Annotated in this window: 21 protein-coding genes and 1 pseudogene; 11 read left to right on the top strand and 11 right to left on the bottom strand. The window is 66.7% G+C overall.

The window, feature by feature from the left end:
• Positions 1-5: 5 nt before the first annotated feature.
• Positions 6-1,100 (bottom strand): FUSC family protein, encoded by a 1,095-nt coding sequence (locus HGO92_RS04735; protein WP_169992391.1) that lies wholly within the window; start codon positions 1,098-1,100, stop codon positions 6-8.
• A 133-nt stretch (positions 1,101-1,233) separates the two neighbouring features.
• Positions 1,234-1,809: a TrmH family RNA methyltransferase gene (locus HGO92_RS04730; protein WP_205834226.1), complete on the bottom strand. Its 576-nt coding sequence runs from the start codon at positions 1,807-1,809 to the stop codon at positions 1,234-1,236.
• Between the two features lie 266 nt (positions 1,810-2,075).
• On the opposite strand from HGO92_RS04730, the gene HGO92_RS04725 reads away from it, so the two are divergent.
• A complete protein-coding gene (locus HGO92_RS04725; protein ID WP_169992389.1) occupies positions 2,076-2,870 on the top strand; it encodes an HAD-IIA family hydrolase in 795 nt (264 codons plus the stop codon).
• A gap of 4 nt (positions 2,871-2,874) precedes the next feature.
• On the opposite strand, the gene HGO92_RS04720 is transcribed toward HGO92_RS04725, so the two are convergent.
• The 3 genes from HGO92_RS04720 to HGO92_RS04710 all read right to left on the bottom strand — a co-directional run bounded on the left by HGO92_RS04720 (position 2,875) and on the right by HGO92_RS04710 (position 5,913).
• Positions 2,875-3,885 (bottom strand): alpha/beta hydrolase, encoded by a 1,011-nt coding sequence (locus HGO92_RS04720; RefSeq protein WP_169992387.1) that lies wholly within the window; start codon positions 3,883-3,885, stop codon positions 2,875-2,877.
• Between the two features lie 39 nt (positions 3,886-3,924).
• Complete coding sequence (gene pyrE, locus HGO92_RS04715) at positions 3,925-4,491, bottom strand: orotate phosphoribosyltransferase (RefSeq protein WP_169992385.1); 567 nt, start codon at positions 4,489-4,491, stop codon at positions 3,925-3,927.
• Between the two features lie 222 nt (positions 4,492-4,713).
• Positions 4,714-5,913, bottom strand: a complete 1,200-nt coding sequence (locus tag HGO92_RS04710; RefSeq protein WP_346768853.1) for an ROK family transcriptional regulator — start codon at positions 5,911-5,913, stop codon at positions 4,714-4,716.
• A gap of 115 nt (positions 5,914-6,028) precedes the next feature.
• On the opposite strand from HGO92_RS04710, the gene HGO92_RS04705 reads away from it, so the two are divergent.
• The 10 genes from HGO92_RS04705 to HGO92_RS04660 all read left to right on the top strand — a co-directional run bounded on the left by HGO92_RS04705 (position 6,029) and on the right by HGO92_RS04660 (position 16,895).
• Complete coding sequence (locus HGO92_RS04705; RefSeq protein ID WP_440915758.1) at positions 6,029-7,690, top strand: sugar ABC transporter ATP-binding protein; 1,662 nt, start codon at positions 6,029-6,031, stop codon at positions 7,688-7,690.
• A complete protein-coding gene (locus HGO92_RS04700) occupies positions 7,687-8,739 on the top strand; it encodes an ABC transporter permease (RefSeq protein ID WP_169992381.1) in 1,053 nt (350 codons plus the stop codon). Before HGO92_RS04705 ends, HGO92_RS04700 begins: the two co-directional genes overlap by 4 nt.
• Positions 8,736-9,842 (top strand): ABC transporter permease, encoded by a 1,107-nt coding sequence (locus HGO92_RS04695; protein WP_169992380.1) that lies wholly within the window; start codon positions 8,736-8,738, stop codon positions 9,840-9,842. Before HGO92_RS04700 ends, HGO92_RS04695 begins: the two co-directional genes overlap by 4 nt.
• 30 nt (positions 9,843-9,872) lie before the next feature.
• Positions 9,873-11,090 carry a substrate-binding domain-containing protein gene (locus tag HGO92_RS04690; protein ID WP_169992378.1) on the top strand — a complete coding sequence of 406 codons (1,218 nt, stop codon included), beginning with the start codon at positions 9,873-9,875 and terminating at the stop codon, positions 11,088-11,090.
• 78 nt (positions 11,091-11,168) lie between these two features.
• A complete protein-coding gene (locus HGO92_RS04685) occupies positions 11,169-12,020 on the top strand; it encodes a sugar phosphate isomerase/epimerase family protein (RefSeq protein WP_169992376.1) in 852 nt (283 codons plus the stop codon).
• 24 nt (positions 12,021-12,044) lie between these two features.
• Positions 12,045-13,241, top strand: coding sequence for a Gfo/Idh/MocA family protein (locus HGO92_RS04680; protein WP_169992374.1), 1,197 nt, complete (start codon positions 12,045-12,047; stop codon positions 13,239-13,241).
• 30 nt (positions 13,242-13,271) lie between these two features.
• Positions 13,272-14,267, top strand: coding sequence for a sugar phosphate isomerase/epimerase family protein (locus tag HGO92_RS04675; protein WP_169992372.1), 996 nt, complete (start codon positions 13,272-13,274; stop codon positions 14,265-14,267).
• A 64-nt stretch (positions 14,268-14,331) separates the two neighbouring features.
• The gene (gene nadE, locus HGO92_RS04670; protein WP_169992370.1) at positions 14,332-15,156 is read left to right on the top strand and encodes an NAD(+) synthase; all 825 of its coding nucleotides are present in this window, start codon (positions 14,332-14,334) and stop codon (positions 15,154-15,156) included.
• A 105-nt stretch (positions 15,157-15,261) separates the two neighbouring features.
• Complete coding sequence (locus HGO92_RS04665) at positions 15,262-16,065, top strand: exodeoxyribonuclease III (protein ID WP_169992368.1); 804 nt, start codon at positions 15,262-15,264, stop codon at positions 16,063-16,065.
• 2 nt (positions 16,066-16,067) lie between these two features.
• Positions 16,068-16,895, top strand: coding sequence for a DUF8083 family protein (locus tag HGO92_RS04660; RefSeq protein ID WP_139004210.1), 828 nt, complete (start codon positions 16,068-16,070; stop codon positions 16,893-16,895).
• Between the two features lie 304 nt (positions 16,896-17,199).
• Here HGO92_RS04660 and HGO92_RS24715 read toward each other — a convergent pair whose 3' ends face one another.
• The 6 genes and pseudogenes from HGO92_RS24715 to HGO92_RS04630 form a co-directional block, all read right to left on the bottom strand.
• Entirely contained in the window at positions 17,200-17,568 is a 369-nt protein-coding gene (locus HGO92_RS24715; protein WP_440915757.1) for a DUF6596 domain-containing protein, read from the bottom strand.
• A gap of 86 nt (positions 17,569-17,654) precedes the next feature.
• On the bottom strand, positions 17,655-19,208 hold the full coding sequence (locus HGO92_RS04650; RefSeq protein ID WP_169992366.1) for a zinc ribbon domain-containing protein: 1,554 nt from the start codon (positions 19,206-19,208) through the stop codon (positions 17,655-17,657).
• Positions 19,205-19,522, bottom strand: a complete 318-nt coding sequence (locus HGO92_RS04645) for a recombinase family protein (protein ID WP_169992364.1) — start codon at positions 19,520-19,522, stop codon at positions 19,205-19,207. The genes HGO92_RS04650 and HGO92_RS04645 overlap by 4 nt, the downstream gene beginning before the upstream one ends.
• Positions 19,523-19,848: 326 nt before the next feature.
• Positions 19,849-20,157: pseudogene (locus HGO92_RS04640) on the bottom strand (sigma factor); the annotation flags it as partial.
• Positions 20,158-20,221: 64 nt separating this feature from the next.
• Complete coding sequence (locus HGO92_RS04635; protein ID WP_169992362.1) at positions 20,222-20,665, bottom strand: YciI family protein; 444 nt, start codon at positions 20,663-20,665, stop codon at positions 20,222-20,224.
• 139 nt (positions 20,666-20,804) lie between these two features.
• On the bottom strand, positions 20,805-21,818 hold the full coding sequence (locus HGO92_RS04630) for a LacI family DNA-binding transcriptional regulator (protein ID WP_169992360.1): 1,014 nt from the start codon (positions 21,816-21,818) through the stop codon (positions 20,805-20,807).
• Between the last annotated feature and the right edge of the window lie 4 nt (positions 21,819-21,822).

Here is a 21,822-nt window from a genome sequence, read left to right as displayed (position 1 = left end):
CTAGTCTATGAAGCCACCGTGAGGTCCTGCCGGTCGCGCGATTCCCCCGGACCCGGCGCCACAGCAGCCCGCCGCGCGCGGACGGCGACCACCACGAGGATGCCCATCGCCGCTCCCACCAACGTCTCCACACCGCGCTCCGTCACCAGCAGCAGCGGGTCCTCCGGGAACGCAAGCTGTGTCATCAGCAGAATGACCGGGGTGAAGGAGACCATGGCCAGTCCGTAATGCCGGGTCATGAACAGTTCGGTGGTGAATTGGAAAATGATCACGAGGATGGCCAGGACCGCGGCTTCCTGGCCGGGAAAGAACTGCAGCGGTGAGGCAGGGCCAGGAAAAAGTACGACGGCGACAATCGCCAGCCCGAGGAACGTGCCGACAATCCGGTGAAGTCCGCGATGGACGCTGCTGGGCAGGTCGGCCCCGGCCAACGGTACGGCGGCCGCGGCCATGGCCCAGTGCGGATGCCCGCTTCCGCTGAGGACCCCGATTGCTCCGGCGGCGCCGACGGCCAGTATGTAACGTGCGGCGTGCACCATGGTCTTCTGCCGGCCGAGGGGTGCGGCAGCGCGCATGGCTGCCGGGTTCCAGGCGCGCTGCCTGATCCAGCCGCCGAAACCGACCGCGAGGGAGAACGCGGCGGATCCGGCGCAAATCAGTACGGCCGCCAGCATCGGAATGGTGGTGGGGACCGAGGCGCAGGCACCCAAGGCCAGGATGCCGAAGAAGGGCCCGTTGGGCCGGAGCCGCAGCCTGTCGGCCACCATGGACCCGACTCCCGCGAGCAGGGCTTCAACGAGCACCAGCCCCCACGAATGGATGTGGGCGACCGAGAGCAGGACCCCGACGGTCACGCCGGACAGGAGGAACAAGGCCGCCTGCGTCTGGTGTTTGAGCCGGAGCTGGTGGGACTCATTCCGGCCGTACATCCCCGTCAGCGCGCCGAAGACGGCGTAGATGATCAGGTCAGGCCGTCCCAGGATCAGCAGGGCGAGCGACGGCACGGCCACGCTGACCGCCACGCGGAATGCCGCCAGATGATCGTTGCTGGCCGGACCGAGGGAATGCAGCGTGCGGACATGGCGTCTGACCAGCTTCACCCGCACATCCCCTCATTGAGCCAACTATCGGAAGTTAGCAGAGCGGGCGGCGGGCCCCTATCGGCCCGTCATACAAGGTCCCAAAGCGACATAAAGCGCCCTGGTAAGTGCTCTTTTCGTGCTGGGCCAAGCCCTAGATGTGCTGCGCGAAGACGTGGCGGCGGACCCAGGCATGCATGGCAATAGCCGCCGCGGCCGAGGCGTTGATGGACCGGGTGGAGCCGAACTGCGCAATGGAGAGCGTGGCATCGGCCACCTCGTGGACCTCCGGTGTCAGGCCGGGACCTTCCTGGCCGAACACCAGCACGCAGTTTTCCGGCAGGTCGTAGGTTTCCAGCGGCACCGAGTCGGGGAAGTTATCGATCCCGATCACCCGCAGCCCCTCCTCCTGCGCCCAGGAGACGAAGTCCTCAACCGTTGGGTGGTGGCGGACGTGCTGGTAGCGGTCGGTGACCATGGCACCCCGGCGGTTCCACCGCCGTCGTCCGATGATGTGCACTTCCTTGGCGAGGAAGGCGTTGGCGCAGCGCACCACGGATCCGATGTTCAGGTCATGCTGCCAGTTCTCGATGGCCACGTGGAAGTTGTGCCGGCGGGAATCCAGCTCCGCCACGATCGCCTCGTGCTTCCAGTAGCGGTACTCGTCCACCACGTTGCGGGTGTCCCCGTGGGCCAGCAGCTCCGGATCCCAGTGCTCACCCTCCGGCAGGGGACCTTCCCACGGGCCGACACCTACCGTCGGGACATCCGGCCCGGTTTCAACGGCCGCGGCGGCAACATTCCCGGAGTCATTCTCGGACTCCGCGGCTGGTGCGGCCACGGTGAGCTGGTTGTTCGTCTCTTCCACCTCTCAAGGGTAGGTGACAGACTAAGGCCAGCCGCAAAGCGCGTACCGGGCACCGGGCACGCACCGCTCCTACCGACCACCAACTGAACATTATCCAGTCCCAGCGAACACCAAGGAGTCCTGCATCTATGGCCAAAGCGGAGAGCCGGAAGCCTGCCGACATCGAGTGCTGGCTGACGGATATGGACGGCGTGCTGGTGCACGAGAACTCGGCCATTCCGGGTGCCGCCGAGCTGATCCAGCGCTGGGTGGACACCTCGCGGCGCTTCCTCGTGCTGACCAACAACTCCATCTACACACCCCGTGACCTGGCGGCGCGGCTGCACCAGTCCGGCCTGGAGGTGCCCGAGGAGAACATCTGGACCTCGGCGCTGGCCACCGCGGAGTTCGTCAAGGACCAGATGCCCGGCGCGCGCGTCTATGTCATCGGCGAGGCGGGGTTGACGACGGCGCTTCACGGCGCGGGATTCATCCTCACCGATCAGGACCCCGACTACGTGCTGCTGGGCGAAACCCGGACGTATTCGTTCGAGGCCATCACCAAGGCCATCCGGCTGATCGTGGACGGGGCGCGGTTCATCGCCACGAACCCCGATGCCACCGGTCCGTCGAGGGAAGGGCTCATGCCGGCGACTGGCGCCGTCGCTGCCCTGATCAGCAAGGCCACCGGCCGCGCCCCGTATGTGGTGGGCAAGCCGAATCCGATGATGTTCCGTTCCGCGATGAACCAGATCGAGGCCCACTCGGAGACCACCGCCATGATCGGGGACCGGATGGACACCGACATCATCGCGGGCATGGAGGCAGGCCTGCACACGGTTCTGGTCTATACCGGCATTACCCGGCCGGAGGACGTCTCCGCGTTCCCGTTCCGGCCCAACCAGACGCTCAAGTCCGTGGCGGACCTGCTCCCCCAGCTGTAGAAACTCAGAAGACCATCCGCCGTCCGCCGCCGGCCGGCAGCGGGAAGTACTCCTTCTCCACCTTCAGGATCAGCGGCTGGTAGACGCCCGGGTTCCACTGCGGCGAGGCATGCGCCGGCCGGGCCCCCGCGGTCACCAGATCGGCGGTGAGCAGGCACGAGGAGTAGTTCACGCTCCAGCTGCGGCGGGCGGTGTTGTAGTCCACGGTGCCGTCGTCCGGGTTGCCCATCCAGGACACCATGGTGTCCCCGATGCTGTTCTGGAAACGCTTGGCATCGAAGTGGTAAATGTACGAGGACTGGGACTGGATCAGGGTGCTGGAGACGGCCAGCGGGGAGAGCTGCTCCATGGTCTGGTCCATGATCTGGCGCCAGCTGCGCTCGTCCTTGTGCACAATCCGCTCGCCCAGTTCGTAGGTGCCGCGCAGGTAGCTGGGCACGCGGTAACCCGCCTCGTAGAAGAACACCACGCTCTCGAACATGGCGCGGTCCAGCACATCGAACCGGCTGTACGGGGTGCAGTCCATCATGATCAGTTCAACCGGGATGCCCTTGGCCAGCATGCGCGCGGTCATCTCCACCGCCACCATCCCGCCGAAGCTGTGCCCGTAGAAGTAGAGCTTCTCCAGCCCGTGCTCTGCGACGTGCTGTTCCAGCACCTCGGCCAGATGCTGCAGATCCAACCCGCGGTTGGAATATCCCGCCATCGCCATCTGGCCGCGCTGGGTCAGGGCCGGGCGCAGCGAGTTCAGGATGAACAGGCCTTCTTCCCAGCTGGTCTTGTACCCAGGGAACAGGACCCAACTGGTCTTTGGGAAGCGCGTTTCGGCGTATTCGTCCGGGAGCGTGAGGATCTGCGGCAGTTCGCGCTGCTCCTGGATCGCCCGCGTGACCGTCAGATCGGCCGCGGTGGCCAAACCGAAGGCGGCGCTGATGAGGAAGGAACGCCGGGAGACACGATGCATTCCGGCGGCCAGTCTCAGCTGGTGGGCGTGCTCGCTGTCATGGATGTTCATCGTGCCGCTGGCCCGGCCAAAGTGCCGGGCCTCCCGGGCCTAGTCCAGGCCCAGCTCGTCCTTGCCGAAGACGAACAGGTACGGGACGCCGGCTTCCTTTTCGATCCGTTCCTTGGCGCCGGTGTCCCGGTCCACGATGACGGCAACCGCCCTGACATCACCACCGGCGTTGCGTACGCCTTCCACCGCGGTCAGCGCGGAACCGCCGGTGGTCGAGGTGTCTTCCAGCACGACGACGCCGCGGCCTGAAACACCCGGCCCTTCAACCTGGCGGCCCATGCCGTAGGACTTCTGCGCCTTGCGGACCACAAACGCGTCGACGGCGCGGCCCGCGTCCGCCGCTGCGTGCATGACCGCGGTACCGACAGGGTCGGCGCCCATGGTCAGTCCGCCTGCGGTTTCGAACTCGATGCCGGCTTCATCCAGCATGCCGAGCATGACCTTGCCGACCAGCCGGGAGGCTTCGTGGTGCAGGGTGACGCGGCGCAGATCAATGTAGTAGTCCGCCTCGGCGCCGCTGGAGAGGGTCACCTTTCCACGGACGACGGCGAGTTCTTTGATCAGTTCGAGCAGGCGGGCGCGGTCATCCGCGGAAGTCTGGGTCATGGGCACCAGTGTAGTGGGCGGGCGCGCGGGGGTGGGTTTGAGAGACGTGGGCCACTGCGCCTACGCTTTCGAGCCCATGTTTCGTTTTCCACACCCGCATGGTTCCGCGGATTTCGGCAGCTAAACATGGACAGTTACGCCTGAACATGGGCTCGAAGCCGGGAATCGCCCTGGCGGGAGGGAAGTCAGGCGCCCCGGGAAGCCCAGCGGCGTGAACGACGCTCAGCGGGCGGCGGCCTCGATGGCCTCCGGCGAAAGCACGTGGCTGATCGCGAGCGAGGCCGCCCCCACCACACCGGCACGCTGGCCGGCAACGGAGGGCGCGATCCGCAGATGCTCGGTAGCCAGCGGCAGCGAGCGCCGGTAGACCACCTCGCGGATTCCGGCCAGCAGGTGCTCACCGGCCTGGGCCAGGCTACCGCCGATCACGATCACGGACGGGTTGATCAGGTTCACGCAGGTCGCCAGCACGTCGCCGATGTCCCGCCCGGCCTGCCGCACCACCTGGATCGCCTGCAGGTCCCCGGCCCTGACCAGGTCGATCACATCCTGGCTGGTCGCCGCCGTCCGCCCCTCTTTGGACAGCACTGCGGCGAGCGCGGGGCCGCCGGCGAGCGCTTCGAGGCAGCCGGTGTTGCCGCAGCGGCACTGCACGTCTTCACCCCGCGGCACCCTGACGTGCCCGAGGTCCCCGGCCGTTCCCTGCGCGCCGCGCTGCAACTGCCCGTTGGAGATGATCCCGGCGCCGATGCCCGTGGCCACTTTGATGAACATCAGCTCCGGCACCTCGGCCCAGGCGGTCGCCTGCTCGCCGAGCGCCATGATGTTCACATCGTTGTCCACCAGCACGGGCACGTCGAAATGCCGCTGCATCAGCCCCGGCACATCAACGCGGTCCCAGCCGGGCATGATCGGCGGATTGATGGGCCTGCCGGTGTCGTGCTCCACCGGTCCGGGTAGCCCGATGCCGATCGCGCCCAGTTCCCGCGCCTGGCGTCCGGCTGCCTCAAGCAAGCGGCCCACCGCCGCGGCAAGCCACCCGAGCACCTCGTCCGGCCCGGCAGCGATGTTCAGCGCGGCACGTTCCTCAGCCAGAACGGTGCCCGCCAGATCGGTGAGGATGACCAAGGCATGCGTGGCACCCAGGTCCGCGCCGACCACCACCCGCGCGCCGGAATTCAAGGCAAACAACGACGGCGGCCTGCCGCCGGTGGAGACCGCCCCGCCGTACGGCGCGATAAAGCCAAGCTTCATCAAGGTGTCCACCCGCAGGGCCACGGTGGACCGGGCCAGACCGGTCAGCTGCGCCAGCTCGGCCCGGGTCCGCGGCTGTCCGTCGCGCAGCAACTGGAAAACATCGCTGGCGCCGGGCGCCGGAAGGGCTGCGTTTCGCGGCGGAGAAGCCACCTGGGAGTTCGACACACTTTCAGTAAAGCATGCAGTACTTGCGTTCGTCTCTACTCGACTAATAAATGTTTTCCGCACAACTTTTGTCAGACTATCGACAGAAGTGTGTGAGACATGCCACTCTTGGAGCGTGGGTGAAATCATCAGCAAACATGCCGGACTCGGGGCCCTGTCTTCGCCGACAGAAACCGGTTCCGTCAGGCCGGGAGCCGGCCCCGTTCTGGAAGTCCGCGGACTGACCAAGAGCTTCTTCGGCATTCCAGTGCTCGAGGACGCCGCGCTGAAACTCCACGCCGGGGAAGTCCACGGGCTGGTCGGCGAAAACGGCGCCGGCAAGTCCACCCTGATGAAAGTCCTCGCCGGCGTCTACCAGCGCGACGCCGGCACCGTCCTGCTGGACGGCAAAGAGGTCCACTTCAGCCACCCCACCCAGGCGCACGAAGCCGGCCTCTCCACGGTCTTCCAGGAGTTCAACCTGCTGCCGGACCGCACCGTGGCCGAAAACATCTACCTCGGCCGCGAGCCGCGCAAAGGCCTGCTGGTCAACAAGGCCAGAATGAACGCCACCACCGCCGAGCTGCTCGAGTCTCTGGGCATCACCAGCATCAAACCGACGACGGCGGTGCGTTCCCTTTCCGTGGCCGAGCAGCAGATCGTGGAAATCGCCAAGGCCATCAGTTACGACGCGCGCATCATCTCCATGGATGAGCCGACCGCCGCGCTGGCCGGACCGGAAGTGGAACTGCTCTACCAGATTGTGCGCCGGCTGCAGGAACGCGGAACCGCCATCCTCTACGTCTCCCACCGGCTGCGCGAGATTTTCGATCTGTGCGACACCATCACGGTGCTCAAGGACGGGCGCATTGTGGATACCCGGCCCGCGGCGGAGCTCGACGACGCCGCCCTCGTCCGCTTGATGGTGGGGCGCCCGATTTCCGCCTACTTCCCCGACAAACTCCCGCGCGACGAGGCCGACGAGCCGCTGACCGAGACCCCGCTGCTGGCACTGGACAACGCCGGCAACGAGCAGCTGGACGGCATCAGCCTGAGCATCGCGCCCGGCGAGATCGTCGGCGTAGCCGGGCTCCAGGGCTCGGGCCGGACCGAGCTGGTCCAGGGCATCTTCGGCGCGGCCCCGTTCACCCGTGGCACCATGCGGCTGGACGGCACCGAGCTGCTGCCCAAGTCGCCACGGCAGGCCATCCGGGCCCGGATCGCGCTGATCACCGAGGACCGCAAGGCAGAGGGCCTGAGCCTGAACCAGTCCATCCTGGACAACGCGCTGGGCGTGATCCGCTCCGTCTTCCCGCGCAGCACCGGCGCGGTCAAACAGGACATTCCCGGCGTCTTCTCCGCGCTGGAAGTCATCGCCCGGGACCTGGACCAGGAGGTTCAGTACCTCTCCGGCGGCAACCAGCAGAAGGTCGTGCTGGCCAAGTGGCTCGCCATCAGCCCCCGCGTGGTCCTGCTGGACGAGCCCACCCGCGGCATCGACGTCGGCGCCAAGATCGCGGTCTACCGGCTGATGCGCCAGCTCGCGGCCGAGGACAAGGCCGTCCTCATGGTCTCCAGCGAACTGCCCGAAGTCATCGGCATGTCGGACCGCATCATCGTCATGCGGGACGGCCGCATCGCCGGGGAACTGCCCGCCGGCGCCACCGAAGAACAGATCCTCCAGCTCGGCACCGGCGCGCGGCCAGCCACCAACAGCACAAATAACGACGACGGCGCCGGCGGGACCAATGGAAGTGTCCGTCCCGAGGAAAGCAACGGAACCGGGGAGAACGCATGAACAAGACCCGCGGCGACGGCAGCATCTTCAGCCGGCTGTCCTCCACCCACATCGTCTATCTGGTCGCGCTGCTGACCCTCGCCGTCGGATCCGTCCTGGTGGCCACCGCGGGACGCAGCTTCTTCAGCCCGGGCAACATCTCCAGCATCCTCACCGGCACCAGCGTGCTGGGCTTCATCGCGATCGGGCAGACCCTGGTCATCCTGATCGGCAGTCTTGACCTGTCCGTCCCGTACGTCACCAGTCTGGCGAGCCTGATCGCCGCGGGAGTCATGGCGAACAACAGCGCCAACGTGCTCGCGGGCGTACTGCTGGCGCTGGGCGTTTCGGCGCTGATCGGCCTGTTCAACGGGCTCATCGTTTCCGGCCTGAAGGTCCATGGCTTCATCGCCACCCTCGGTATGGGACTGATCATCAGCGGCTACCTGGCCACCAACTTCAAGGGCAGTTTCGGCCAGACACCGTTTTCGTTCCGGCTGGTCGGTGCCACCGGACTGGGCCCGGTGCCGATCTCCACGCTGATTATGCTCGCCTGCGCCGGCCTGGCCATGCTGCTGCTGCACCGCACCCGCGTAGGCCACCAGATCTACGCCGTCGGCGGGAATCCCAACGTCGCGAGGATGTCCGGCATCCGCATCCAGACCCCGGTCATCACCGCCCACGTCATCTGCTCGGTCATGGCCGGCATGGCGGGGCTGCTGCTGGCCAGCAGGCTCGGCGTCGGCAGCCCCACCGTCGGCTCCCAAGGCGGCTACGACCTGCTGTCCATCGCCGCGGTAGTGCTCGGCGGCACGCTGCTGGCCGGCGGCAAGGGCAGCATCACCGGCACCCTTGGCGGCGTCCTGATCTTCGCCATGATGGACAACATCATGTCGGTCATGCAGGTCAATCCGTTCCTCAAGGACGTGGTCCGCGGGATCGTGATCGTGGTGGCCGTGGCGGTTTATGCGCGGCGCAGGATTGTGAACCGGCCGCTGCGGTTCGGGCACGACGGACACAGCCGGCAGGAAATGCCCGGCACCGAGGAAGCCCGGGAGGTGCGGGCATGAGCCGGACCCTGACCCCCAGCGACCGCAGCGCCGTGCTGCAGCAGAACCGGGCCGGCCGCGGCGAACGCTTCCTGCGGGCGCTGCGCACCCCCGGCGGCGCCGTCTTCGTCCTGCTGGTTGCCCTCCTCGCGGCGATCATCGCGGTCAATCCGTCCTTCGGGGAACCAAATTCCTTCATCCGCTTCATCGGCCGCACCGCGCCCATCGCCATTGCCGCGATCGGACAGTACTTCGTCATCGTTTCCGGCGAGTTCGATCTGTCCATGGGGTCCGTGGTGACAATGCAGGTGATCACCGCCGGCAACCTCATTGGCGACGATGACGCCAAAGTCATCCCGGTTCTGCTGCTCATGTTCGTGCTGGGGGCTTTCATCGGGCTGGTCAACGGCCTGGTCACCACGCTGCTGCGGGTGCCGAGCTTCATCGTCACCCTGGGCATGATGCTGGCCCTGCTGGGGCTGGTGCTGTTCTGGACCGGCGGCGCCGCACAGGGCAACCCGGCGGACAGCTTCCGGCAGATCGGCCGCGGCGGCATCGAGGGAGTGCCGGTGCTGGAGGTCATCCCCTATCCGGTGATCATCCTGGCCGCGGTGGCCGCGCTGGCCTTCTGGCTGATGCGCCGGCCCTACGGCCGCACGCTGATTGCCGCCGGGGACAACCCGACGGCGGCGGCGCTGACTGGAGCCCCGGTGTGGTGGATCAAGACCCGCGCCTTCATGCTCTCCTCGCTGGCCGCTACCGTTTCCGGCATCCTGCTGGTCGGCTATGCCGGCGTCCACCCGTCCGTAGGGCGGGGTTACGAGTTTACGGCGATCACCGCCGTCGTACTTGGTGGTGTTGTCCTCGGCGGCGGACGCGGCTGGGTACTCTCCGCAGCGGCCGGCGCGTTTGCGCTGGAGTCGCTGTTCACGCTGCTGAATTTCGTCGGCGTGCAGTCGACGTGGCGGGACAGCGTGCAGGGCGCCATCATCATCGTCGCCGTGGCCGCCGCCGCCAAGACCTGGCAGCGCAAACGCAAGGGCACGGCAGCGCCCGCGCAGGAAGTGCAGCCACCGAACAAGGCCGAACAATCCGAACATCACAACGGCACCACCGCCCGCTGAGGGCACCGAACAGGGAGGAAACAGATACTGATGCGCAATCAAAGTATCCGTACCGCGGTTACGCTCGCAGCGGCAACATCGTTGCTGGCGCTGGCCGCCTGCACTACCGATCCATCCGTGACCGAGGACCCGGCCGGCAGTGCGGCGGCGTCGCCGGAAGCCACCGAGCAGGAGTGGTTTGACCAGGCGCTCTACGACGAACAGTTCGAACAGCGTACGGCGGACTTCGTGGGGGATCCGGAGAAGCCGTACCTGCAGTACATCGCCGGCGAGATGAAGGACACCTCGGACCTCGCCGTGGAGGGCGCGCAGAAGGTCTGCTTCGCCAACGCCTCCATCTCCAACCCGTGGCGGCAGACCGGCTGGATCACCATGAACCAGCAGCTCAAGGTGCTGCAGGACTCCGGCGTGATCTCCGAGATGGAGACCCGCGACGCGAAGGACAACGACAACACGCAGATCGCGGACATCGACTACTTCATCAAGGAAGGCAACTGCGACGCGTTCATCATCTCGCCCAACTCCACCGCGGCCCTGACGCCCGCCGTGGAGCGTGCCTGTGACACCGGCAAGCCCGTGGTTGTCTTCGACCGCGGTGTGGAAACGGACTGCGCCACCACCTTCATCCACCCGATCGGCGGCTTCGCCTGGGGCATCGACAGCGCGACGTTCCTCTCCGAGCGGCTGCAGGAGGGCGACAAGGTAGTGGCCCTGCGCATCCTGCCCGGCGTGGACGTGCTGGAACACCGCTGGGCCGCCGCGGAGAAGATCTTCACCGAAAACGGGATCGAGGCCACGGACTACTTCACCGGCGCCGATCCCACCGAAATCAAGAAGATCATCTCGGACGAACTGGCCACCGGGGACGTCCAGGGTATCTGGATGGACGCCGGCGACGGCGCCGTGGCCGCGATCGAAGCCTTTGAGGACGCGGGCAAGGACCTGCCGGTGATGACCGGCGAGGACGAGATGAGCTTCCTGCGCAAGTGGAAGGAAACCGGAATCGACGCGTTGGCCCCTGTCTACTCCAACTTCCAGTGGCGCACCCCGCTGCTGGCGCTGGAGAAGATCTTCAAGGGCGAGGAAGTCCCGGCCGAGTGGGTGCTGCCGCAGGAGCCCATCCCCGCGGATGAACTCGACCAGTGGCTGGAGCTCAACGAGGGCATGCCGGACGGCCACTACGCCAAGTTCGGCGGCGAGGACCTGCCCGGCTACCCGGAGGTCTGGCAGGAACGCCAGATGCCCTGACCGTCCCCGGACAGGCCGCCGGCACACGCCGGCACTGCACCAAACCAGCACCATCCAGCACAGCAAAGGAGGCAGGACATGGCGGACCGGCTCATCGGAGTGAACACGTGGGTGTGGGAGTCCCCGCTGACCGACGCCAACCTGCCTCCTTTGCTGGCGAAGATCGCGGCGCTGGGCTTCGACGCGGTGGAACTGCCGCTGGAAAACGCGGGCGACTTCACCGCCGCAGCGGCCCGTCAGGCTCTCGCGGCGACCGGCCTGAAGCCCTTCATTGTGGGGGCGATGGCGCCGGGGCGGGACCTCGTCGCGGCCGACGCCGCAACCGTTGCCGCAACACAGGACTACCTCGCCGCCTGCATCAAGATGGCGTACGACGTCGGGGCGCCGGCTGTGTGCGGACCGTTCTACTCCGCCACGGGGAGAGTTTGGCGGCTCACCGCGGCCGAGCGGGCCGGGGCGTACCGCGAGCTGCGCCGCAATCTGGCGCCGCTCGCCGCCCAGGCGGCGGACGCCGGCGTCGTTATTGGTATTGAACCGCTCAACCGGTACGAGACCTCGCTGGTCAATACCGTGGAGCAGGCGCTGGACGCGCTGGAGCCGCTGCTGGGCCACGGCGTGGGGCTGGCGCTGGACAGCTACCACCTGAACATCGAGGAACGTTCCAGCGCTGCAGCCATCCACGCGGCCGGCGGGCACTTGGTGCACCTGCAGGTCTGCGGCAATGACCGCGGGGCACCGGGCGGGGACCAGACCAACTGGCCGGAACTGGTGAAGGCGCTGGACGACGTCGGGTACACCGGCCCGCTGAATATCGAGAGTTTTACCGCGGACAACGCCGCCATCGCCACCGCCGCGTCCATCTGGCGGCCGCTGGCGCCCAGCCAGGACCGGCTGGCCGCGGACGGCCTGGCCTTTCTGCGCGGGCTGTGACGCGCACGTGAGAAGAGGAAAAAGATGACCGCAACCGTTCCGGATCCCGCTCCGGCGCGCTCCCCTGCCGCGGCCGCCCCTGCCGCGGCCACCCCGGCGGCTCCGTTGGGGGTAGCCGTACTGGGGTATTCGTTCATGGGCAAGGCGCACTCGAACGCCTGGCGCAACGTGGGCGCGTTCTACGACACTCCCCCGGTGGCCCGGCAGGTGCTGGTGGGACGGGACCAGGACCAGCTGAGTACGGCCGCGCATCGCTACGGCTGGGCGGAAACCAGCACCGACTGGCGCGCGGTGCTGGCGCGGGACGACGTGCAGATTGTGGACATCTGCACGCCGGGTCACCTGCACGCGGAGCAGGCCATCGCCGCGCTGCAAGCGGGCAAGCATGTGCTGGTGGAAAAGCCGCTGGCCAACTCGGTGGCCGAGGCCGAAAAGATGGCCGCCGCCGCCCGCGAGGCCGCTACCCGGGGCATCATCGCGATGACCGGTTTCACCTACCGGCGGATTCCGGCCCTGGTGCTGGCGCGGCAGCTGATCGCGGACGGGAAGCTGGGGCAGATCCGGCAGGTGCGCATCGCTTACCTGCAGGACTGGCTCGCCGATGAAACCGCGCCGATGACCTGGCGGCTGCGCAAGGAAACCGCCGGTTCCGGCGCCATGGGGGACCTCGCCTCGCACGCGGTGGACCAGGTGCAGTTCCTGCTCGGCGAGCGCGCGGCCAGCGTCTCCGCCACCATCAACACCTTTGTTCCGCAGCGCACCGGTCCCGACGGGCCGGAGCCGGTGACGGTGGACGATGCCGCCTGGGCTACGCTGCGGATGCCCTCGGGCGCCGTGGCCAGCGTGGAGGTCAGCAGGTTCGCCACCGGCCGGCGCAACGCATTGGAGATCGAGGTCTACGGCTCGGGCGGTCACCTGCGCTTCGACCTGGAGAACCTGAACGAACTGCATTATTACGACGCCGGGGCGCCGGCAACGCTGCAGGGTTCGGCACGGATTCTGGTCACCGACGCGGAGCACCCCTACCTGGACGCCTGGTGGCCGCCCGGACACATCCTCGGCTGGGACCACGCCTTCACCTCGCAGGCGGCGGACTTCCTGACCGCCATCCGGACCGGCACCCCGCCAGCGGCCTCCTTCGAGGACGGCCTGGCCGTGCAGCGGGTGCTCGACGCGATGGAACGCAGCGCCGCCCAGGCGAGCACCGCCGTCGTTATTTGATCCATGAGTCCAGACAGAAAGCGAGCAGCAATGGCACGCAACTACACGCTCTTCACCGGCCAGTGGGCGGACCTGCCCTTCGAAAAGGTTGCCGAGCTGGCCGCCGGCTGGGGTTACGACGGCCTGGAGATCGCGGTGTCCGGGGACCACCTGGACGCGTGGCGTTGGGACGACGACGATTACATCCAGGACCGGCTGGACATCCTGGCGCGCAACGGACTGCAGGTCTGGGCCATCTCCAACCATCTGAAGGGGCAGGCGGTGTGCGATGACCCGATCGACTTCCGGCACCGGGACATCGTCGGCCCGCGGGTATGGGGCGACGGCGATCCGCAGGGCGTCCGCGAGCGCGCCGCGGAGGAAATGAAGCTCACCGCCCGGCTGGCGCAGCGGCTGGGGGTCAAGACCGTGGTGGGGTTCACCGGCTCGTCCATCTGGCAGTACGTGGCGATGTTCCCGCCGGTGCCGGCCGAGGTGATCGACGCCGGCTACCGGGACTTCGCGGACCGCTGGAACCCGATCCTGGACGTGTTCGACGAGTGCGGGGTCCGGTTCGCGCACGAGATCCACCCGTCCGAAATCGCGTACGACTACTGGTCCACGGTGCAGGCCCTGGAGGCGATCGGCCACCGCGAGGCGTTCGGGATCAACTGGGACCCCAGCCACATGATGTGGCAGGACATCGACCCGGTGTCCCTGATCTGGGACTTCAAGGACCGGATCTACCATGTGGACTGCAAGGACACGAAGCTGCGGATCACCGGCCGCAACACCCGGCTGGGCTCGCACCTGCCGTGGGGCGATCCGCGCCGCGGCTGGGACTTCGTCTCGGCCGGTCGGGGCGATGTGCCGTGGGAAGCCAGCTTCCGGGCGCTGAACGCCATCGGCTACGACGGCCCGATCAGCGTGGAATGGGAGGACGCCGGGATGGACCGGCTGCGCGGCGCCCCGGAAGCGCTGGCGTTCCTGAAGCAGTTCGACTTCACCCGGCCCGAGGCTTCCTTCGACTCGGCCTTCAAACAGTAACCAGCACGGTCTGAATGTCGGCGCGGGCAACGCGCCGGAAACAGAGTGCAGGTAGGCTGGCTCCATGCGTGAACTCCAGGTGAAAATCATTGCAGAAATGGGCGTGCGGCCCGTCATTGATCCCGCTGAGGAAACCCGCCGGCGGGTCACTTTCCTGAAGGACTATCTGAAGGCCAGCCACACGAAGGGCTTTGTCCTGGGCATCAGCGGCGGACTGGATTCCACCGTGGCCGGCAAGCTGGCCCAGCTGGCCGTCGACGAGCTCGAAGCCGAAGGCGTGGAGGCCAACTTCGTGGCGGTCCGCCTGCCCTACAACGTGCAGCATGACGAGGAAGACGCCCTGGCGGCGCTGAAGTTCATCGACCCCAAGACGTCGTGGACCTTCAATGTGGCTCCGGCCGTGGACGGTTTCGAAACCGAATTCACCACCACCACCGGCGAAAAGATCACCGACTTCAACAAGGGCAACATCAAGGCCCGGACCCGGATGATCGCCCAGTACGCCCTGGCGGGACAGCATAACTACCTGGTCATCGGCACCGACCACGGCGCGGAATCCGTCACCGGCTTCTTCACCAAATTCGGCGACGGCGGGGCGGACATCCTCCCGCTGTACGGGCTGAACAAGCGGCAGAACCGCCAGCTCCTGGAACACCTCGGCGCCGAGGAACGGCTGTACAAGAAGGCGCCGACGGCGGACCTGCTCGATGACCAGCCCGGCCGCACGGACGAGGACGAGCTCGGCCTCTCCTACGACCACATTGACGACTACCTCGAGGGCCGCGAGGTGCTGGAGGCGGTGGCCGAGGCAATCGAGCACCGGTACCTGGTCAGCCGGCACAAGCGCACGGTCCCGGTGACCCCGTCGGACGACTGGTGGCGGAACTAGGCTCCGAGCTGGCGGGCTACCGCGCCCTGCTGGTCGAATCGTTCAGCACGGCCGGTCGCGGCACCCGATGAACAACCGGGCTGCCAGTTCGGTAACGTAGTGAGCGTGAAGATTGCTACGTGGAATGTTAACTCGATCCGTGCCCGCGCCGACCGTATCGAGGCATGGTTGCTGCGCTCCGACGTGGATGTGGTGGCCATCCAGGAAACCAAAGCCACCGATGAGAACTTTCCGTGGGAGCTGTTCGAAAATAACGGCTACGAGGTGGCCCACTTCGGGCTGAACCAGTGGAACGGCGTCGCCATCGCCTCCCGGGTGGGGCTCGACGACGTGGAGCGCACGTTTATGGACCAGCCGCACTTCGGCAAGACCGATGACGCCGTCCACGCCGAGGCCCGTGCCATCGCTGCGACCTGCAACGGCGTTAGGATCTGGAGCCTTTACGTACCGAACGGCCGGGCGCGGAATGACCCGCACATGGCATACAAACTGCAGTGGCTCGACGTGCTCAAGAAACACGCCACCGAGTGGCTGCAGGCGGACCCGCAGGCGCAGATCGCCCTGACCGGGGACTGGAACATCGCCCCGCGGGACGAGGACGTCTGGGACATCGAAAAGTTCCAGCGCGAGGAACTGACGCACGTCAGCGAACCCGAGCGCGCCGCCTTCCGCGCCTTCGAGGAAGCCGGCTATATCGACGTCGTCCGTCCGATCCACCCCGGCCCGGGCACCTATACGTACTGGGACTACACCCAGCTGCGCTTCCCCAAAAAGGAAGGCATGCGGATCGACTTTGTGCTGGCCTCGCCGGCGCTTGCTTCGCGGGTGACGGACGCGATCATTGACCGAGAGGAACGCAAGGGCAAGGGCGCCTCCGACCACGCGCCCGTGATTGTGGAACTGGACTAATGATGACCAGCTTCCCGTACGTTTCCTACCTTCGGGTCTTCGAGCCCCTGGATGCCTTCTCCGATGACGAGCAGCTGCTCATCATGGAACAGCGCAGCCGGGACCGCCGGATCACCGAGGAGCTGGACCGCGGGGAGTCGCTGCGCCGCATCACGCGGACGGTCTCCGACCCGTTCCCGCACGACAGCGAGGATCTGGTGCGGGTGCTGCATTACCCGTCGCCGGAGGGCCTGACCACGCCGTACTACTGCCCCAACCAGCTGGCCGTCCGCAGCACCCTGGCGGCCGAGTCCATTTCGCACAGCCTGCACAACCCGCTGCTGGGACTGCTCCTGCCGGAAGCGGCCCGCGATGCACAGCAGCAGCGGCTGGATCCGGACACCTTCGCGGATTCGCTGGCCAAGCTGCACACCAGAAGTTCCACCTGGGGCATCCCGTTCGGCTGGTTCGTCCTCTTCCGTGAAGACGACCATGCCGAGGTGATCGAAGGCCGCCACGGCGTGGAGACCGTGCGGCTGAGCGCGCCGCTGATGCAGTGCATCGACCGCGCCCGTTACGCAGCGGCCAGCCTCGCGGTGGCGGCGCCGGGGCTTGACCTGCTCGACGAACTCACGGAGATCACCGAGTGGATGGAGACGTTCACGCTGACGGGCATGCTGGAACTGGATTACGGGCGCGTAGCGGACATGGTCTACCCGGACGATTCGCCCTCCGATGTCCAGGCCGGCATCGAATCGCTGGCCGAGGGCGATATGACCGGGGCCGCTGCCGCCTACCGGCGCCTGGCCACCCGCTGGATCAAGATCCGGCAGCTGGCACGCGCCTCCTGAGCCTTCCGGGTCTTCAGGCCTCGGCGGCCTTGCCTTCGAGAACCGCCCGTTCACGGTCGTTCCTGGCGAGTGCCTCTGCCACGGTAAACTCCGCGCGGGCCTCCTCCCGCCGGCCGAGCCGGGCCAGCAGTTCGCCGCAAGGGCGTGGCTTTGGGCTATCGCGGTCTGCAGCGCATAACTGTTCCTCCCCCGGCCCAACGCGTCGGCCCACGCCAAGGCGGCTTCGCCCCGCCGGATCTGGGGCCCGGTCCCACCGGCTCCGGTCCTGGTCTGCCAGCAGGACCGGTGTTCCGTCCGGCCGGTTTCAGGCGGCGAAACGGGAGGTCTGGAACTCCATGAGCGCCACGAGCGCATGGGCCTCGGGCTCATGCGGCACCAGCCCGGCAAGGATCCGGCCAATCCGCAGCGCCTCGTTCGCGTGGTGCGGCCGGATCCAGCGGTCGCCCGACGTCGCCTCATACCCCTCGGTAAACATGAGGTACACGACGCCGAGGACCGCACCGAGCCGCTCGCCCCACTCATTCGGTTCCAGGACCTCGAAGGGCACGCCGGCGGCCGCGAGGGTCTTCTTGGCCCGCACAATCCGCAGCTGGATAGTGGCGACGGGCACCAGGAACAGCCGCGCGACCTCCTCCGTGGTCAGGCTCCCGACGATCCGCAGTGTCAGGGCCATCTGGGCCTCGCGCGAGAGGACGGGGTGGCAGGCGGTGAACAGTTTGTGAATTCATGGAAGTTTCACCATGCCTTCACGTATTCGCATTAGCCCCTGTGAGGGGCCGTGACTAGCCGCACTGCTGGGCGGCGTCGGGAGCCTGGTTTCCGGATCCCTATCGAGCCTCGGGTAGGCGGTGCGCAGCCCCAGCGAGCCTTGAACACATCGTCCAGCCGTCGGCGGACTGTCCCACGCTGTGACTTGGTTTTCGAGTCGCCTTGGGTATGCCAAGAACGTCTTGACAGAACGACCCGTGCACCGTTGATGTCGGCGTGGGTTTTCCTGCCGCAGAAGCGGCAGGAAAACTTGAGTCCCTTGCGGTTCCCGTCATGGACGAGGCCGCAGGATGAGCATTCCCTGGAGGTGTAGGCAGCGTTGACCTCGATCACGTCGAGGCCGGTGTCTTCTTGCAGGGATGCCAGCTTTTTCTTGATGGCCGCTCGGCCGAAGCGGGTGACCAGACGGTGCATGTCCCGGCTCATCCCGCCGCCCCTGGCATCGACCTTCTCGACGACAAGGCCCTGGATGTCTTCGGTCGAGAGCTTGTTCAGGATGCGGTTGACCTCGTTAACGATGTATTCGCGCATGCGGCGCTGGAAGTTGCGGTAGCGTCGGTTGGTCTTGAGGCGGATGCCCTGCCGTTGCAGGCTCTTGGCGAGGTCCTGCGCCTGCCGGTCCAGCTCCGTCAGGTGCGGCATCGCGCCGACGCCGAAGAGGCGGCCGTCGCTGGTCGCGAAAAGGGACTTCATCCCCCAGTCCAGGCCAAGGTAATCACCCTCGGGGCGCGGTCGGGCGATTGGGGACTTTTTCTGGAGGACGAACTGCAGGCTGCCATCCTTGAGCACATTGAGTTGCACGAAGCCGGAGACCTCGCCCGGAGCATTGGCGAAGAACCGGTGTGCCTTCAGCGGGATCCATGCCACGGCGCCCTTGGTCAGTGTGGAGACGCGTACCCAGTAGTCGAAGGAGCTGTTCTTCGAGGGTTCGACCTGTGCGATGGTGCCGTCCATGAGCATGGTGTTCGCCCGGGACAGGTCGGGCAGCGAAACGGCATGCTTGCCTACCTGTTTGGCCATGCGCCGCGAGAGCTTCAACAGTTCCGCGGATACCGGTACCTCGTCCTTGGCCCAGCCCTTGCCGGGTTTGCCGTCGCTATGCCGGACCTCGCCGGTTGCCGTATTGACCTTTATCGGGAGTACCAGTTCCTTGGCGTACCACGCCTTCCGTGCGTTCACCCGGTAGAGGACGGTCCGGGTCTCATCGTCCAGGCTGGAGCCGCTGATAAGCTCCCGGACGGCGTTCCTGACCGAACCGGTCCATGCGTTCAGTGCTTGGAACGTCTGGTTGTAAACGGACTTGACCTGCCGGGCGGACAATTCGGTGGTGAACGTCAGGTCCGTTATTTTGGTTGGCATGCGCTTCATGAGGGGCTGGCCGTCGAGGATTTGCCGGTGCAGCTGGGCCTGCATTCCGCCCAGGGCGTCGCGCCACGGACCCAGCAGTGCATGGACCCGGGCGAGTTTGCCCTCGTTCGCGAAAGTGGGCAGCGGGTACGCCCGAACCTTGATGGCCTGCTTCTGCGCTGCCCCGGTCGCCGTCATTTTCCGGCGGCTTCGTCTTCAAAGGCAGCGATGAGCTTCTTGCTCCGGCGTCTTGAGCCGCGCAGCCCATACAAGCCCGCGGTGAACGAGTAAATCAGCAACAAGTAGCCATCGACCTGATCCGAAGGCTGCGCAACGTCCGCCCCCTCGACGCGGAGCCCTTCCAGGGCGAGGAACACTTCGAAGCGGGTGTGCCCGGCGCGGGCGAGCCGGGCACAGTGTTTGCCGACGGGTGTGCCCCGGTCCTCCGAACGGAGCAGCTTCATCAGCTTCGGGCGTTCATCGTGGACGCCACCGGCCGCTTCTCGGGTCACTGACACGACCTGAGGCCCCGCGCCGCCGTAGCCGGCCATGCGCCGGGCACTGACCCTCCCAGTCCGCCTTTTTGGGCGCGGAGGAAACCCGGGCGCAAAACGGCGGCCCTGGATGCCATGAGCGACCCGAACCCGGGCACGTGGATGGTGCCGCGCCCGTCCTGCCACGCACCGGGAATGTGCCAGGCTTTGTACCGGCCCCACGCAGCACGATAGAGCCCATTCCGGCCTTCGTCGAGTACTGCGACAGTTTCATAACGGTTACGCTAGCAGGAAGGTGAGACATTATTTGTGGATAAAAATCCATAAGAAATGACACTAGTTACGAACACCAGCCGCAGCACGTCGTCGTCCAGCGGTTCCCAAGCCACCGCGTCTTCGTCCTGCAGCCCGCGGGCGATATCGCGGTAGCGCTCGTCGAGCCGCTCGGCCCGGCGCCATCCGTCGATGGCCTTGCGTTTGGCCACCGTGGTGAGCCAGGCGCCGGGGTTGCGCGGAATGCCGGATTCCGGCCACTGGGCCAGGGCATCGGCCACCGCCTCCTGGGCCAGATCCTCCGCGCGCCCGACATCCCCGGTCGCCCGCGCCAGGACCGCGACGATCCGAGCGCCTTCGATCCGCCACAGCGCATCGATCCGGCGCCGGAGCTTGTCCGCTGCCTCCGCCCGGTCATGACAGGTTCCCGCCGCGCGGCTGGTCCTAGCCGTTCTCGCTGTTCAGGTCCGCTTCCTGCTTGCGCCATTCGGATTCCTTCTGGATGTATTCGTTGTCCGCAAAATCGGCGAAATCTGCCTCCTCGGTGACCCGGCGGACTTCGAGCTTGGAACCGGGCCCCAGCGGGCAGCGGCTCGCCCACTCGACGGCCTCTTCCTTGGACGAGACCTCGATGATCCAGAACCCGTTGAACAGCTCATGGGTCTCGCCGTAGGGGCCGTCCGTGACAACGGGCGGCTCACCCGAGAAGTCGACAACAAAGTTCGCGTCCTCGGACACGTCGGCCAGACCGTCCCCGCCGAGCATGACTCCGGCCTTGATGAGCGATTCGTTGTAGGCGCCCATCTTGTTGATCATCGCCTCGAAAGGGATCTCCTTGGCGGCGTCAAGAGCTTCGGCGGTGCTGCGCATGATGAACATGTATTTCATGGTTCTCTCCTGGTCTGGATGAAGGCGCCGTGCGCGTCCTTCTACTATTGCGTCGAACCGGACACGTGGGAATCGACACCGGTCCGAAAATTTCTTTCCCTCTTTGCATCGCCGTCTCTTTGCCCCGGCCTGCCTATGATTACGACGACGGCGGCGGTGCCGTGGAGCGGCGGATGATCAGCTCATGCGGCTGGAAGGGCGGCGTGGCCAGCCGCGGCGCCCCCTGCAATTCGCCGAGCAGGAGTTCCGCCGCGTAGCTGCCCTGGTCCTCCGGGCTTTGGCGCACCGTTGTCAGCCCTATGGGCTCGGCAAACTCGTGGTCGTCGATTCCGATCACGGAGAGTTCCTCGGGGACGCGGATCCCGCGCTCCTGGGCGGCCACCAGCACGCCGAAGGCCATCTCGTCTGAGGATGCGAAGACGGCGGTGGGGCGCTCCCCCGGCTGGTCGAAAAGCCGGGCGGCTGCCAACTTGGACTCCAGGAACCTGAATTCTCCGGTGATCAGCCACTGGGGCCTGGCCTCCAGCCCATGGCGTTCCAGCGCTGCCCGGTAAGCTTCCTCGCGTTGCTGCGGGACGGCGAACTCGATGCCGTACTCACCGCCTCCGCGTACATGGGCGATCCGGGTGTGGCCCAGGCCGATCAGGTACTCCATGGCATCCGTGGCCGCCCCGCCGTCGTCGATGCTGACGTTGCGTAGCCCGTCCACGTATCCGCCGATGGTGACGTTGGGATAGTCCAGTTGCTGCAGCGCCGCCAGTTCCTCGGGGGTGAGCTCCATGCACATCACCAGCAGTGCATCGATCCGCTTGCGCAGCATGGAGCGGTGGAAAACCCGGTCCCGGTTCAGGCCGGTGCCGCCGAGGCTGAAGACCACCATGTCATAGCCGGCGGCCCGCAGTGCCCGGTCAACGCCCTCCAGCGCGGAGGAAAAATACCAGCGGTCAATCAGCGGAAGCAGCACGCCCATGGCCATGGTGCGTCCGGAGGCCAGGTGCGCGGCCGAAGAGGAGGCCACATAGCCCAGCTCCTCCGCCTTCGCCAGCACCTTGCCGCGCGTGGCTGCCGACACCCCGGGCAATCCGCGCAGCGCACGGGACACCGTGGCCGTCGATACGCCCAGTGCCCGGGCGACGTCGTCGATCCCGGTCATGGCA

It is taken from the genome of Crystallibacter degradans, from assembly GCF_012952295.1.
Lineage (GTDB): Bacteria > Actinomycetota > Actinomycetes > Actinomycetales > Micrococcaceae > Crystallibacter > Crystallibacter degradans.
Note: the sequence above shows the minus strand (reverse complement) of the source record. Positions and strands in the feature narration are given on the sequence as shown.

What these genes read in the sequence shown, in the direction of transcription:
- HGO92_RS04725 (WP_169992389.1), top strand. Translation starts at nt 2,076, where the DNA reads ATGGCCAAAGCGGAGAGCCGGAAGCCTGCCGACATCGAGTGCTGGCTG.
- HGO92_RS04720 (WP_169992387.1), bottom strand. Translation starts at nt 3,885, where the DNA reads ATGAACATCCATGACAGCGAGCACGCCCACCAGCTGAGACTGGCCGCC.
- pyrE (WP_169992385.1), bottom strand. Translation starts at nt 4,491, where the DNA reads ATGACCCAGACTTCCGCGGATGACCGCGCCCGCCTGCTCGAACTGATC.
- HGO92_RS04700 (WP_169992381.1), top strand. Translation starts at nt 7,687, where the DNA reads ATGAACAAGACCCGCGGCGACGGCAGCATCTTCAGCCGGCTGTCCTCC.
- HGO92_RS04695 (WP_169992380.1), top strand. Translation starts at nt 8,736, where the DNA reads ATGAGCCGGACCCTGACCCCCAGCGACCGCAGCGCCGTGCTGCAGCAG.
- HGO92_RS04690 (WP_169992378.1), top strand. Translation starts at nt 9,873, where the DNA reads ATGCGCAATCAAAGTATCCGTACCGCGGTTACGCTCGCAGCGGCAACA.
- HGO92_RS04685 (WP_169992376.1), top strand. Translation starts at nt 11,169, where the DNA reads ATGGCGGACCGGCTCATCGGAGTGAACACGTGGGTGTGGGAGTCCCCG.
- HGO92_RS04680 (WP_169992374.1), top strand. Translation starts at nt 12,045, where the DNA reads ATGACCGCAACCGTTCCGGATCCCGCTCCGGCGCGCTCCCCTGCCGCG.
- HGO92_RS04675 (WP_169992372.1), top strand. Translation starts at nt 13,272, where the DNA reads ATGGCACGCAACTACACGCTCTTCACCGGCCAGTGGGCGGACCTGCCC.
- nadE (WP_169992370.1), top strand. Translation starts at nt 14,332, where the DNA reads ATGCGTGAACTCCAGGTGAAAATCATTGCAGAAATGGGCGTGCGGCCC.
- HGO92_RS04660 (WP_139004210.1), top strand. Translation starts at nt 16,068, where the DNA reads ATGACCAGCTTCCCGTACGTTTCCTACCTTCGGGTCTTCGAGCCCCTG.
- HGO92_RS24715 (WP_440915757.1), bottom strand. Translation starts at nt 17,568, where the DNA reads ATGGCCCTGACACTGCGGATCGTCGGGAGCCTGACCACGGAGGAGGTC.
- HGO92_RS04650 (WP_169992366.1), bottom strand. Translation starts at nt 19,208, where the DNA reads ATGACGGCGACCGGGGCAGCGCAGAAGCAGGCCATCAAGGTTCGGGCG.
- HGO92_RS04635 (WP_169992362.1), bottom strand. Translation starts at nt 20,665, where the DNA reads ATGAAATACATGTTCATCATGCGCAGCACCGCCGAAGCTCTTGACGCC.
- HGO92_RS04630 (WP_169992360.1), bottom strand. Translation starts at nt 21,818, where the DNA reads ATGACCGGGATCGACGACGTCGCCCGGGCACTGGGCGTATCGACGGCC.